Here is a 14011-nt window from a genome sequence, read left to right as displayed (position 1 = left end):
GTCCTGATCGTCGCAGCTGCCTACAAATGGCGCGAAACATGCGCTTAAACCGAGCGGACCAACGAGTCCTCGGCGACATGCGGCTGCTTTGACGATTCGCGAAATCCTAACATGCGAATCTCATTCCGTATTGAAGAAAATACCGCCGATTCTCGGCGGATGTTGCTAGCGGTGGGAACATTCGGCGAGAGTATCTGGTAGGGAAACGTGGCGCCGCATAAACGACGCCCAGCGGATCTGATTTCCGCCTACCCCGGCTATCGCGACGCAATGAATTTTCGCCTGACGCATTACCCGGCTGCGACATCAGAAATGGCTCATTCCCAATAGTCTTCCCAGCGGTCGGCCAGCGCTTGCTTCAATCTCTGTAGGTAAGCATAGGTCTTGATTTTGACCATCCAGAGATCGGCCCCACCTTCTCCCCCCTTGCAGACCACTCCTTCGTCGACGTGGTACTTTCCTTCCCGGACATCTTCGGCAAATTTGCCCGTCAACCTTCCCTGATAAACAACGCGGGCAATCGGCAGCGTCCCGAAATCCGCTACAAACCGCCCCGGCCCCAACATGCCGATTGATTCGGCCGAGACGTCAAACAGCCGCAGCTGCTTCGGATCGTCCACCTGATGCAGGCCAGCGAACGAGTTGGGGCCAAAGAACTCGGTGAAGGCCTGCAGGCTTTGCTCGCCGCGATAGTCGACGTGATCGCGGAAGATCCGCTCCAGCGGTTCGGCCAACGTCTGCAGAAAGACCGGTACGCACTCCCGCAAGTGCACGTGTCGCTCGGCAAACTGGGCGATTCCGTCCTCGGTCAGATTGAAGGAGTCTCGACGCGTGCCAAAGGCATGCCAGCCAAAGTCGCGGTCCCAATCCCAATGGAGATTCGTGCCGTCGTACTTCTCGAAGGCGATGCAGCGTTCGAGCGGCGCGTGCTTGCTGCCGGGAATCTTGGGGTAATAAAGCATCGGGCGCGTTGGGCGAAAACAAGTCGCGAAGAATGGACCGCGGCAGAGCCGCTACTCCCGCGAGACATCCGCGCCCCTTCGCCGGTTCGCGCTTCGCTACGCCGCCTTCCGCTGGTCATGCTCTTTCAAGTCATCCAACGTCGGCAGGGTCTTGCCCTTCAGTTCGTAGACGTACTTCAAGACTTCGGCGACCGCCGCGTATTGCTCGGCGGGGATCGCCTGGTTCACCTCGGCGTCGCGGTACAGAGCGCGGGCCAATTCTTTCCGTTCGACAATCGGCACGTCATTTTCCAGCGCGATGCGGCGGATCCGCTGGGCGACCAGGCCGGCGCCTTTGGCCAACACGACTGGGGCCGCCATTTTGTACGGGTCGTACTTCAGGGCGATCGCCAGTTCGGTCGGGTTGGTCACCACGAAGTCGGCCTGAGGCACGTCGCTGCCCATTCGGCTCATCGCCAATTGCCGCGCGACCTGACGACGCCGGGCAATCAACTGCGGGTCGCCTTGCAACGACTTCATCTCTTCACGAACTTCCTGCTTGGTCATCTTCAGGTCTTGCTCATGCTTCCACCATTGGAAGGCATAGTCGGCAAGCGCCAGGATCAGCAGCACGGCGCCGATCTTCATCGACGTCCAAAAAGCGGTCATCAACAGAAAGCTGGCGATCTCGCCGGGCGACAGTTCCGCCAACCCCAAAATGGTTGGCATATCAAAATAAATGCTGATGGCGGCGACTGTCGAAACGATCAACACCTTCAGAATGCCGAAACCGAAGCGGACGAAGTTGGCCAGTGCGAACAAGCGTTTGAAACCGGAGAGCGGATTGACCCGCTGAAAATCAAACGTCAACTTCTCTGGCAGAAACAGCACGCCGGTCTGCATCATGTTGAGCGCAACGCCGGCGACCATCAACAGCAGCAAGATCGGCACCATCACCATCGCCAGGCGATAGAGAGCCGAGCCATTTTCATTCATCACCCACTGGAAGCTCACTTGCAGCGGCGGAGCGTGGCTCAGTTTGTCGCGGGTAAAGTCGCCAAAGTAGTTGAACAGCGACTGCGAGAAGAACATGATCACGCCGAGCGCGATCACCAGCATACCGGCCGAGATCAGATCCTGGCTCTTGGTGATCTGCCCCTGCTTCCGCGCCTCGTCGCGGCGGTGCTGGGTCGGTTCTTCTGATTTGTCGTCATCTTGCTCGGCCATGCTTCACTTCTACTTCGGAAACACAGCGTGGCGATTGATGACCATTTCGCGAATCGAGTTGACGGTCGGCTCCAATTGATCCTGAAACAACCATCCCATCGTTCCGACCGTCAGAAAGACGAACAGCATCAGCAGCATCGAGTTCATACTGAACCCGACGGCGATCAGATTCAATTGCGGCAGCGTGCGACTGATCAGGCCCATCACCAGGATGCCGATCATCAGTGCGACCGTTCCCGGCGCGGCGGCCTGTACGCCGAGCATGAAACTGGTCGACAAGGTCTTCACTAGCACATCGACCACCTCCGGCGAAGCCAGGCCCACGCCCGGCGGTACGTCGGCAAAGGTCGACAGAAGCGCGCCGATCATAAACCGATGTCCTCCCAGGCAGAAGAACATCGCCACCACGACCATATCGAACAGCACCGACAGCATCGGCACGTTGTCGTCGAACGCCGGGTTAAAGACGTCGGCAACCGACAAGCCGCCGATCTGGCCGAGCATCTGACCGGTGATCTGCACGCCGGCGAACAAAATCCGTACGCCCAGGCCAAACGAAATGCCGATGAACAACTCGCCGCCGAGCACCACCAGGTAGCTCATCCAATGTTCCGGCTCGGGGAACGTTTCGCCCCAGAAGAGCCCGGTGATCATCATCGAAATCGTGACCGCCAGAAACGCTTTGATTTTCATCGGAGCGTAGCTTGACCCGAACATCGGCGCAGTCGCCAACATGCCGCTCACCCGAGTCAACACCGTGACGAAGATGAAGAGCTGATGGAGCGTCGGTTCTAGAAGGGGCAAGCTTTCCATTTACGCGTTGTCGCCGCCAAGATCGGTCATTTCCTCTGGCGCCATGCTCTTGCGACGTCTTCGGCGGATGAGCATGGCTTTGTCCTGGGAGACGCTCGAAGACATGCTCTTCTCGCCAAGACGCGATAAGAGCATGCCGCCAAATCGTTACCCGCCCATGATGCGGTCGGGGATGTGAGTGACCAGGGTTTCGGTGTAAATCATCAATCGCTCCAAAACCCATGGCAGCGCCAGCAGCATCGCGGCCGCCATCGCCAGTAGTTTGGGTACAAAGGAAACGGTTTGATCTTGAATTTGGGTGAGCGCTTGCAGCAAGCCGATCGCCAGACCAACCAGCATGCCGACCAGCAAGGCAGGCGCCGAGATCCAGAGCGCGACCAACATCGCCTCGCGGGTCAGGTCGACGGTCGTCGTAACGTCCATGGGAGCAGCTCCGGTCTTCTTCGTCAGATGGTGGGGGCGAAACTTTGCAGCAGCATACCGACGACCAACGTCCAGCCGTCGACCAGCACAAATAACAACAGCTTGAACGGCAACGAGATCATCACCGGCGGCAACATCATCATGCCCATCGAGATCGTCACGCTGGCGACCACGATGTCGAGAATCAGAAACGGCAGATAGATCTGAAAACCAATTAAGAACGCGGTCTTCAGTTCGCTGAGGATGAACGCCGGAATCAGCGCTTGCAGCGGCACGTCATCGTACGACTGCGGCTCGCCAATCTCTTCCTTGGTCGACTCAGGAAGAAACTCAAAGAACATCCAGACGTCGTCGCTATTGCCGGCGATGTCGATCTGCTTGCTCATGAAGTGGCGAATCGGCTTGGTTCCTCGCTCCCACGCTTCGTCGGGTCCCAGTTCGCCGGTGACCGGGTCGATGACGGCGAACAGCTTGTACTGCTCCCCCGTCTCGGGATTGATCTCTTGCCGCGTGTAGGGGCCGACGCTGTCTTCGTACACCTTCTGCCAGGTCGGGTACATCAGCAGGATCGTCATGAATAGGGCGATCGCGGTGACGACCTGCGAAGGAGGCAACTGCTGGGTGCCAAGCGCCTGACGCAACAGTCCGAGCACCACGATGATGCGGATAAACCCGGTCGTCATCAGCAAGATCGCCGGCGCCAGGCTCAGGACCGTCAGCAGCACCATGATCTGGATGGTGCTGACCAGGCCGCTGGGGCTGGTCCATTGCTCTGGCCCCCCTTTGACGAAGTCGGCCAGGTCGGAAGCTTCCTCGCTCACCGGAGCGTCCAGCGAAGACTCTGCGGTAACCTCGACCGACGGGGCCGACTGACTCGTCAGCTGAGCGGTCGAAAACTGAGCCGATGCGGTCGCCGTACAGATCAGCAAGGCGGCCAGCGTCAGCGAAAAAGTTCGGAGCTTGTTCGAGTTGAGCATGACTAAGCCTCCAGGAAACCACGAGCCGGCTTTTCGCCCATCTTCTGCAAGACTTCCTGGAAGTTGGCGGTCATGTTGCCGTTTCCATTTTGTCGCAGATGAACCAGCAGCGATTCGACTTCGAGCGGATCGGTGATTTCGGTCAGCGTCTCGGCGCCATGCGGCGTTACCGACAGCAGCAGCAGCCGGCTGCCAACGCGGACCAATTGCAATTGTTGGCGACCTTGCAGTTGCGCGCGGCCCAGCACCTGCACCACTTCCTGCGGCAACCGCGAGTTGGCGGTCGGCAGTTTCTTCTTCCCTGCCCACGCGAAGATCAAAAAGAGTCCGACGACCAACATCAAGCTGGCGACGATCGTGGCGGTCCGTTGTTTCGACTCGGCGCTAGGCAAGATCGAACCAACCGGCGACGACGGCTTTTCTCTACGCTTGGGCAGCGTCAGCGGTCCGCCGGCCGCTTCGGAGGGTGCGGCTTGCGGCGTCAGATTTTGCGGCGACGAGTCTTGCGGGGCCGCGGCGGTACGCAGCGGTTGGGCGTCATGCGGCATCCGCATCGGAGTGACCGCAGTCACGGCGGCATGACCATTGACCATTTGTCCCGACGAACCATCGGCGGCGGCGGTCGCCAAAACCAGGCAGAGAGTTATCGCGTGCATCCTTGCACTCGCTTTTGGAAAAAAGACTCAAGCGGGTCGCTCGCTGGCGCCGACGTTTGAGGTAGGGAAATCCGTTTCCTTTTCCATCGGCCCGCAGATCATAGAAGCGGGCGTCTGGCATGACAAGGCGAATCGCTGCGCCGTCTTCTGTTGCTAGCGTTATTTTGGTGAATTGTCGCCGCCTGTCGCTGTCGGCTGGGGCGCCGTTGCCACGTCTTCGTGGCGATGATTGTGCTCGGACTGGATGATGGATTTGTCCGATTCGACGGACTTCATGGCAAGCTGAATGCCAACTGCCTGTTGAAAAATGCCCTCGTGGCATTTTTCAACCTCGCCAGGCTCAGAGCATCGCTCTTCGCGGCTCCCAAAATAACGACTTACGTCGCTATTTTGGGATCGCATCCCTGCGATCACGCAGTCCGTCGAGAAAATCAACGGACTGCTAACTCGCTATCGAATTGAGGTAGCAGACGCATTCATTGTCACGAAGACGTGGCAACGGCGCCCGAACTACAGCCGAGGGAAAACCTCTACTCGATCCCGTCGCCGACGATGAGTTCGGCGATACGGACGCAGAAGTTGTCGTTGAGGACCAGCACTTCGCCACGGGCGATCATGCGTCCGTTGACGTAGATGTCGACCGGGTCGCCGGCCAGCTTGTCGAGCGAGACGACCGAGCCCTTGTTCATTTTCAGAACGTCTTCCAGGTACATGTTGGTCCGGCCCAGCTCGATCTTGACGTCCAGTTCGACGTCTCGGACCAGGTCGATCGTGGTCTTGTTGGTGCTAGCTGGGGCGCCGCCAAAGTCGCGCAAGGAAAAGAGAGAAGCCTCGGGCGCCATCTCGGTCGGCGACTCCAGCGAAGCGAGCGCGTCTTGAGCCTGATTCAGCAGAAATTCGATGTCTCCGGGATCCATACCGCCCTCGCCGCCCTGGTGCGCTACAGCCGGAGCCGCGGTCGCCGCCGCTGGAGTGGGCTGGGCGGCCGCTTTCGGAGCGGAAGATCCGCCTCCGCCGGCGAGCAACGCCTCGATCTCGTTTTGTCCCAGCGACTCGATTTCAGCCGCATCCGGTTTCTGTTCGCCAGACGATTCGATCTTGCCGCTTTGCGCTTGCTTCAGCAGCTCTTCGATTTCGTCCTGTCCAATTTGATCGTCGCTCATCGGAATCCATTCCGAGCTGATTTCAGACGACTACTGCTCGATGAACGAGTAGTCGCTGAAAATAACTGACTTAACGAGGGGTTTTCCCAGAATGCGGTTGGTTTTCTCTAAAATCTTGCGTTTAAGCAAGCCCAAACTGGGATCGGTCAGATCGCTGACTTCCGAGCTTCGCAGCGTGACGATTACCTGCTCGCGGAAGCGATGCTCGTTCTGGGCGATCAGGTCCTCAAACTCACTCTGGTTCTCGGCGTTGACCATCGCGTAGAGATGAAAGTCAATCCGCAGGGTCGTATTGGCGAGCGGCTGATACGCCGTGATGCCAAAATTCTTCAGATCGATTTCGACCGTCTCTTTGTCCGTGACGGTCGTCAATTCTTCGATATCGGGCTCGGTCGCCGAGTGCTGGCGCGCTCGCATTTCAGCCGCTTCAATGACGTCTTCGGGGGAAGGAATCACGAAGTACGCGAGTAGACATTCCAGACCGACTAAGGCCAGTACTGCGCCCAGAATTTTGAGCTTAGTTACCAGCGAGGGCCCAGCGGGGGTAGTGGGCGTTGCATCAGCCATCGCAGCCGAACTCTTCCGGTAAAGGGTTGAAAAAACAAACTATCCACCCCAAGCCTAGCATGCGTTTTGCGCTACGGCTTCTTATCTCCGGTAGGACCGCCATTGGTGATCCGCTGCGACTGCTCGGCCCCAGAGCCGACCAGGTCGTCGACCACTTCATCGAGCAGGAACAACTCGACGCGGGGGTTTTGTTTCAATTTGAGCGGGTCGGTGCCGATATGAATCGGTTCGTTCTTCCCAGCCGTTGAAATCCGTATACGCCGCGGATCTATCCCCAGCGACACCAGAAAGTCCATCACCGCCCGGCAGCGTTCGTAACCCAGATCGTAGTGGTCGATGAACGGCGCCCCGGGAGTAATCGGTTTGGGCGCCGCGTGTCCGCGGATTTCGATCTTCTGCGGCTTGCCGCCAAACTCTTGGGCTTGGGCCTGCAGATCGCGTTTCATGTCGTCGGTCAGCTTGGCCGATTCGCCCAGAAAATAGATCACCGTGCCGACCGCGGTGTTACTGCCGGGGCGAACGATGCGGACCTGCGGGCTGTCGCCGACGGGAGCTTTGACCTTCTCGCCCCCTTCCTGCGTGCTGAAACGCTTGGCGCGTCCCATCGTCGCCAGGTTCGAGAGATGCGAGTTGCGCGGCTGTGCGGTGCCGGCGATGACGCTGTTCATCGAGTCGTCGTGACCAAACTGACGGCGGAACGATTCGACCAGCGCTTGAAAGTGCTCTTCTTTTTTGATCTCGCTCATCGAGACGAGCATGATGAAGAAGGTCAACAGCAGCGACATCATGTCGCCGAAGGTCACGACCCACTCCGGAATCCCCATCTCCTCTTCGTCGTCGCCCATTACTTCTCCTCATCCGCTTTCTTGCGGGCCGCAGGAGGCAGAAACGTGCGCAGTTTCTGTTCGATGACGCGGGGGTTTTCGCCCGACTGGATCGCCATAATGCCGCGGACGATGATCTCCATCACCAGCAGCTCTTGCTTGTTCAAAAACGAGAGCTTTTCGGCGAACGGCAGAAACACGCAGTTCGAGACGATAGCGCCATACAGCGTCGTCAACAAGGCGACCGCCATGCCGGAACCAATGGACGAAGGATCGCTCATGTTACCGAGCATGATGATCAGACCGAGCAAGGTGCCGATCATTCCGTATGCCGGGGCGAAACGTCCCATTTGGTCGTAAAAGGCTTTCACATCGCGATGCCGCGTAGCGACGGCGTCAATTTCGGTGCGGAGCAGATCTTCGATCACGTCGGGGCGCGCACCGTCGACCGCCATCTGAATGCCAAGCACGATAAACGCGTTGCTGATTTCCGCGATGCGCCCTTCCAGGGCCAGCAGACCGTCGCGACGGGCGGTTTCGGCCAGGCTGACGATTTCTTTGATCAGGGCGGTCACGTCGGTCGGCTTGTTTAGGAAAACGACCTTCAGCGCCATCGGCGAACCGAGAACGGTCTTCAGCGGAAAGGCCATCATGCATGCCGCGACCGCGCCGCCGCAGACGACCAGGATCGACGGAGCGTCGATGAACGCCGCCAGCGATGAGCCCGGCGCAATCAAGATTGCTACGAGGATCAGCCCGAATGCAGCGATCAGACCGATGACCGACGCGATGTCCATAGTTAGGTGTTGCCCAGGTTAGGCGTTGGCGGAGGGGGCGACCGGACCGGCCGGCGCCAAAAACTTCGCTTGTTGGTATCGAATTGCGCGTGCTAGCACCTCATCCATCGATTCCGTGACGACCATCCGATCGCCCGTGGTCAGCGTGATGAAGGTGTCGGGGCTTGATTCGACGTACTGAATCAATTCCGCGTTCAGCACGAACGGATGTCCGCCCAATCGGGTTAGTTGAATCATGAGAGGTACCTAAAAAAATAGGCCCACGCTCGGCAAAGGTAAGAGCGGGGGCCTAAAAATATCGAAGGTCGCCTGTCGGCACAATCGGAATATCCCGACTATCGGCGGATATTCAGCAATTCGTCGAACAATTGTTGGGCCGAAGTGATGACCCGCGAGCTACTGCGGTACTGCGTCGAGGCCAGAATCAGGTCGATCAGGTTTCCGCCGATGTCGGTATTCGACAATTCGACGGCGCCAGCAATGACGCTACCGATCCCTTCTTCACCGGGATCGCCTTGAACCGGCAAGCCCGAGTTCACGCCGGCGGCGAACAGGTTGTTACCCCGCTGCTCAAGACCCGAGGGGTTAGCGAAGCGGGCCAACTGCAGCATCCCCAGGTCGCGGTCAACGCCGCTAGAGAAGACGCCGCGGATAACGCCATCTTCGCTGATGATGAAGCTGTTCAACTTACCGGTGCCCGAACCATCCTGACGCGACGCGTTCAAGGTCGCCTCATCGGCCGCCAGACCCGAGAGCTGCGAGAAGTCGAGGTCAAACTCCAGGGGCGACTCCGACGGGATATTCCGGCGATTGATCGTCACCGTGTTGTTGTCCGAACCGATGAAGTTGCCGTCGCCGTCGAAGTAGATCAAGCCCGTGCCGACGGAAATCCGAGCCTCTTCCGTCTCGTCGCCGATCGTGTCGGCGTCATTGGCGGGCGAATCGGCGAACCAGCGATAAATGGTATTGGTGCCGTTGCGGGCTTCCAGCACGGTCGTCACGCGAACGTTCATCGGCACGCCCAACGAGTCGTACACGATCACGTCGGCGACGGCGCTTTCGCCCACAGCCTCCTGAATCACGCCGAAGTTGAGGTTCGGGTTCTGGATCACGCCGCTGCCGGTGTCCAGCTGAAACGACGAGAGACCAATATCGACGCCGTTGTCGACGCCATTGTTGGAGACGACGCGAATCCGACCATCGCTGGTGATGCTAATGCCCTGCGACAAGGCTCCGGTCTCATTGGCGATGGTGTTCTCGGAACCAGGAATCGGGTTCGAGTTGCCGTTGACCGACGGCTGAATGCCGAGCGAGGCCTGCATGAACTCAAGCAGGTCTTGCACGATCGTCGTGCTGGTAACGGTAAACGTCTTTTCGTCGAGCGTTCGGTCACCCTTCGAGCCGGTGAAGGTCAAATCCCCTTCGGTAAACATCTGCTCGAAGTTCAGGCCGTCCCGTTTGACGACGTCGACCAAAAACGTATTGGAGTCGATTTTTGGACCGTCGAGATCGACCACGCGATTGGCCGTGTTGGTCAAATCCGAGATTTCGGCGTCCGATCGATTGTCAACAAAGTCTTCGCCGGCAGCTAGTTCCGTAACCAGGTAATAGGACGCGGAGTCGGTCGACAGGTTCCGGTAAACGTTGACCGTGTCGTAAGGCGGTGTGCCGCCGCTGGGCATCGGCAAGTTGGACAACGAAATGCGACCATTGATCACGTTTTCGGGACCGAGAACCAGCGACGGACGACTTTCTTCCTGACCGGTACGACCGAAGGTGACCAAGTACGAGTAGTTGCCGTTGAGCGTCGCTTCGTCCAGGGCGTTGGCCGTCAGCGGCGTCGAACCGTCATCGATGTAGGGGCCGGCGGCCGCCGCCATCGTGATCGTATTCAGCTCGAAAAAGTCGCTGCCGCCGGGGGCGGTCCGGTAGATGCGCACTTCGTCGTAGTCGGCGCTGGTCGGAATGGCATCGAGCACGACCGAGTAGCCGTTGCCATCGCCAGGCGAACCGTCGACAGTGATCTGCAAAGGATCCGACGCAACTGTTTCGTTTCCGTCCGCGTCCAGGAACGAGAATCGATATTCGTACACGTCGCCGCCGGTCAACGTGCCGTTGGCGCCGGTACCGCCAATGTTGGCGGCCGGCAACTGCGTCGCGGTTGGCGCTGCGGCGGTATCTTCAACCGCGGCGCCCATCGCAAACGAGCTGACCAGGAAGTAGGTGGCGCCGCCGTCGTTACTGCGGTACATGTTCACTTGCGAGTGACTGGAACTCTGCGGCGGGTTGGCGAACGTGACCGTGTTGTTATTTGCGATCGCGTCACCCAAGTCGGCCACGTTGACGTTCACGTTGGCCGAAGCCTGCGTTTCGTTGGTGAGACCCGCGTTGGAGAACGTAAATCGGTAGTCAAACGTACCGTCCGGCACCGAGCCGCCGGTTGCTTCGGTCTGTCCTTGCACCAACGCTCCGATGCCGGGCGTCGAGACGCTTTGCGTCGTCGACGAGCTCTCATCCGGGGTCTCGGCGACGGTCACCAGCGACGTGGAAACGTCGGGCCGATCGATGGCGCCGTTGCCTAGAATCGCACTTTGGATCACCTGCGCGACCGTGCCTATATCGCCAGTCGCCGGGAGCGTACCTTCTAGGTAAACGTTCTCGGTCGCTTTGGCGACCGCCGCGGCGCCGAGCGGAATCGTCAGCGGAACCAGTTGCGTTTCCTGGATGTTGAAGTTCTCGTCGATGCCGAAACCAAGCACCCGTTCGCCGGTGATCGTGACCAGTTCGTTGTTGGAGTTGGTCTTAAAGATGCCGTTGCGGGTGTAGAGACGTTCGCCGTTGTTTCCCTGGACAATGAAGAAGCCATCCCCCTGAATCGCCAGGTCGGACGGGTTCGAGCTAACCTCGATCGTTCCCTGGGTGAAGTTGGGGGTAATTTCAGCCACCATCACGCCGAGACCAACCTGACGGGGATTCGTACCGCCATCGGTGTCGGTCGGCTTCGACCCGAGACCGCGCGTTTGCAAGAACTGGTTGGCGAACAACGCGTCGGAAGCTTTAAAACCAACCGTCTGCGAGTTCGCCAAGTTGTTGCCCAGCACGTCAATCTGCGTTTCGGCGGCCGTCATGCCGGTCAACGCAGTCGTCATGGCCGATGCTAGACCCATGTTTCATCTTCTCCGTAAAGGAAATCTCGGGAATGGTGCTTGCGGCGATCGCGTCGGTCGTTCGCCAGGTAGTATCGTCGTCTCGCTCAAGCGACTACGCCGCGGCGGTCGAATCGTCGGCAGCGTCATCGCTGGAGTCGTCGGTGCTGTCGTCGGTTTCGTCCGATCCGCCGCCAGCGTTCGCTCCGTCCGTCTCATCGGTCTCGTCGGTCGTGCCATCGCCCGTGTAGGCCTGCGCCGGAAGCACCGTAAACAGGTCGTCCAGTCGCACGGTCGCGATGCCGTCATCGGTCGCCACCTTCAGGAAGACCTCTCGCACTCCATCGTCGTTGGGGGTGATCTGGGCGCCGGTTACCACGCCGAAGACCACATCCCCTTCATCGGTCAGCGCCTGAACCTGACCGCCGATCAAGGTTGTGGCTGACAAAATGTTTTGGCCGTCCAGGACGTTGGTCAGCGTGGTCGACAGTTGCTCGGTCGCGGTGATGTTCCGAATCTGTCCGATCTGCTCCAACATCTCGGAGTTCTTCATCGGTTCCAAAGGATCCTGGTTTTGCAACTCAGCGATCATCAATTTCAGGAACTGATCCATATCGAGATCTTGCAGACCGCCACCCGACGCGCCCTCAGATCCACTACTAGTTGTCGACGTAGAACTGTTAACACTTGACATAGAACGCTCCAAATAAATGTCTCAATTTCGCCCTGCGCAACCGCGTCTCCAAAGGCTCCGCGCAGCGTCCCACGACGCAGGCGATTCTCGAATTGTCTTGGTCGTTTAGACCATCACATTCAGTTGTCCATCGGCGCTGACGATCGGCGTCGAAGTCGTTTCCTCGCTGGAGGTTTCGCCGCTTGTTGAGTTGCGCTGACCGCTAGACTGTTGTTGATCGGAGGAACTCCGCTCTTGCTCGGCCTGGGCGCCGCCGGCGTCTTGCGGATTGCCGTCTTGTCCGACCGATACGTCAAACGAGTCGACCCGCAGGTTCAATTCGGCCAGGCGATCTCGCAGTTGCGGCAGATTATCGAGCAGCACTTTTCGCACCGCTTCGTTCTCCGCCTCGAGCTTTGCCTTCATGCCCCCTTCTTCCACTTCCAATTCGACCCGCAACGAGCCCAACTCCGGCGGGCTCAATCGCAACTTGATCGGTCCTCCTTGCGTCTGCGCGGTGCGCACCGCTTGAGAAACCCGCTGAATCAATTGAATCTGCTTGGCCGAATCAATCTTGGGAGCGTCGCCGTTACCCTTCGCTTTTTGCAACAGACCGCGTTGCAGACCACGCTGGATCGCCGAACCCAAATTCGGTTCACTGACGCTGGACGAATCGCCGGTCGTCGCCGAGTTCGTAGCCGCGGCCGGTTGCGTGGCGGTTCCGCCAGGCTGTGGCGCTACGCCTGATTCCATCGCGGCGACTGCCGTATGCGTGTCCGGCGTCGTATTGGACGAAGTCGCCGGCGGCGTTGGTTGCACCTGCTCCACCTCGGCGACCGGATCGACCGCTGCGTCGGGATCCGCTTCCTGCCGGGCTCGACTCGATTCACGGACTTTCTCGCTCGCCTCACGACGATCAGAGGCGAACTGCTCGGCGTCGCTCGGGCCATCGCCACCCGGCTCTTGTTCGAGCGCTGCGGCAGCCGCTTCTTGCGCTTCCCGAATTCGCTCGGCCTCGTCGGCCGCGGCAGGCTCGTCGGCGCGGCCTTGCTCCAATGCGACTTCTTCGGCAACCAGTTGGATTTCGTCTTCAGGCGCCGCAGTCTCGACATCCGCTCTCGCTTGCGATTGATCATCGCCGCTCGCCTCCGTTTCGACGATCGTTTCCGAGTCAGCGGCGGCCGAGTTCTCTTCGGCGACGCTCTCGGTCAATTGGGCGTCAAACCGGTCAATCGCTTCGTCCTGTTCGCCTTGTAGTTCGGCGGCGGTCGCGCGATCGTCGGCAGCGTCACCTTCCGCTCGCACCAGCGACGGGTCGGCGGCCGGCTCAACTTCGTCGGACTCGACGACCGCTTCCTCTTCCGCTTCCGCTTCAACCGGCGCTTCTTCGATCGGCGTCGCTACTTTCGTCTCGACGACGATTACTTCTTCGTCTCCTCGGTCGTCATCCGTCGCGGCGTCGCCAGAAGCCTCTTCAACGGCCGGCTCCAGCAGCTCTTCCGGAATCTCGTCCGCTTCATAGACCGTTTTGGCGTCGTCGTTTGTAGTGGGGCTCGCCTCGGCCTTGGGGTCGTCGTCGGAGGTCGGCTGCCGATCTTCCGTCGCCGGCTGATCGTCGATGGGGCGACTGTCGACAGAGCCCGCCTCGGCGCCAGGCGATTTCGGCGTCAGGGCCGAGTTCTGTTGAATCAACGTGATAAACGCCAGCGCATCGGCCGGCGCAGCGCCAGCAACGCCGATCGTACGGGGCGGCAACGATAACGTCGCCGACTGCACGCCCTGAGAGTCTCGCGTTTCCATGGCC

Annotated in this window: 14 protein-coding genes; all 14 read right to left on the bottom strand. The window is 59.4% G+C overall.

What is annotated here, in order from left to right; translation table 11 throughout:
* Window positions 1–317 precede the first annotated feature (317 nt).
* On the bottom strand, window positions 318–962 hold the full coding sequence (locus tag Enr8_RS05620) for an RNA ligase family protein (RefSeq protein WP_146429601.1): 645 nt from the start codon (window positions 960–962) through the stop codon (window positions 318–320).
* Between the two features lie 96 nt (window positions 963–1058).
* A complete protein-coding gene (gene flhB / locus Enr8_RS05615; RefSeq protein WP_146429600.1) occupies window positions 1059–2168 on the bottom strand; it encodes a flagellar biosynthesis protein FlhB in 1110 nt (369 codons plus the stop codon).
* Between the two features lie 9 nt (window positions 2169–2177).
* On the bottom strand, window positions 2178–2981 hold the full coding sequence (locus tag Enr8_RS05610) for a flagellar biosynthetic protein FliR (protein ID WP_146429599.1): 804 nt from the start codon (window positions 2979–2981) through the stop codon (window positions 2178–2180).
* A 147-nt stretch (window positions 2982–3128) separates the two neighbouring features.
* Complete coding sequence (locus Enr8_RS05605; RefSeq protein ID WP_146429598.1) at window positions 3129–3404, bottom strand: flagellar biosynthetic protein FliQ; 276 nt, start codon at window positions 3402–3404, stop codon at window positions 3129–3131.
* A gap of 23 nt (window positions 3405–3427) precedes the next feature.
* Window positions 3428–4381: a flagellar type III secretion system pore protein FliP gene (locus Enr8_RS05600; protein WP_146429597.1), complete on the bottom strand. Its 954-nt coding sequence runs from the start codon at window positions 4379–4381 to the stop codon at window positions 3428–3430.
* Window positions 4382–4383: 2 nt separating this feature from the next.
* Complete coding sequence (locus Enr8_RS05595) at window positions 4384–5037, bottom strand: flagellar biosynthetic protein FliO (protein WP_146429596.1); 654 nt, start codon at window positions 5035–5037, stop codon at window positions 4384–4386.
* Window positions 5038–5567: 530 nt separating this feature from the next.
* Entirely contained in the window at window positions 5568–6200 is a 633-nt protein-coding gene (gene fliN / locus Enr8_RS25245; RefSeq protein ID WP_186767451.1) for a flagellar motor switch protein FliN, read from the bottom strand.
* 30 nt (window positions 6201–6230) lie between these two features.
* On the bottom strand, window positions 6231–6656 hold the full coding sequence (locus Enr8_RS05580; protein WP_186767450.1) for a flagellar basal body-associated FliL family protein: 426 nt from the start codon (window positions 6654–6656) through the stop codon (window positions 6231–6233).
* 182 nt (window positions 6657–6838) lie between these two features.
* A complete protein-coding gene (locus Enr8_RS05575) occupies window positions 6839–7612 on the bottom strand; it encodes an OmpA/MotB family protein (protein ID WP_146429593.1) in 774 nt (257 codons plus the stop codon).
* On the bottom strand, window positions 7612–8388 hold the full coding sequence (locus Enr8_RS05570) for a motility protein A (protein ID WP_146429592.1): 777 nt from the start codon (window positions 8386–8388) through the stop codon (window positions 7612–7614). Before Enr8_RS05570 ends, Enr8_RS05575 begins: the two co-directional genes overlap by 1 nt.
* A gap of 18 nt (window positions 8389–8406) precedes the next feature.
* Window positions 8407–8625 (bottom strand): flagellar FlbD family protein, encoded by a 219-nt coding sequence (locus tag Enr8_RS05565; protein ID WP_146429591.1) that lies wholly within the window; start codon window positions 8623–8625, stop codon window positions 8407–8409.
* A gap of 98 nt (window positions 8626–8723) precedes the next feature.
* Complete coding sequence (locus Enr8_RS05560; protein ID WP_146429590.1) at window positions 8724–11555, bottom strand: flagellar hook-basal body complex protein; 2832 nt, start codon at window positions 11553–11555, stop codon at window positions 8724–8726.
* Window positions 11556–11649: 94 nt separating this feature from the next.
* Window positions 11650–12228, bottom strand: a complete 579-nt coding sequence (locus Enr8_RS05555) for a flagellar hook assembly protein FlgD (protein WP_146429589.1) — start codon at window positions 12226–12228, stop codon at window positions 11650–11652.
* A 105-nt stretch (window positions 12229–12333) separates the two neighbouring features.
* Entirely contained in the window at window positions 12334–14007 is a 1674-nt protein-coding gene (locus tag Enr8_RS05550) for a flagellar hook-length control protein FliK (RefSeq protein ID WP_146429588.1), read from the bottom strand.
* Between the last annotated feature and the right edge of the window lie 4 nt (window positions 14008–14011).

This window comes from Blastopirellula retiformator (genome assembly GCF_007859755.1).
Classification (GTDB): domain Bacteria; phylum Planctomycetota; class Planctomycetia; order Pirellulales; family Pirellulaceae; genus Blastopirellula; species Blastopirellula retiformator.
This window is presented reverse-complemented; position numbering and strand designations above follow the sequence as displayed.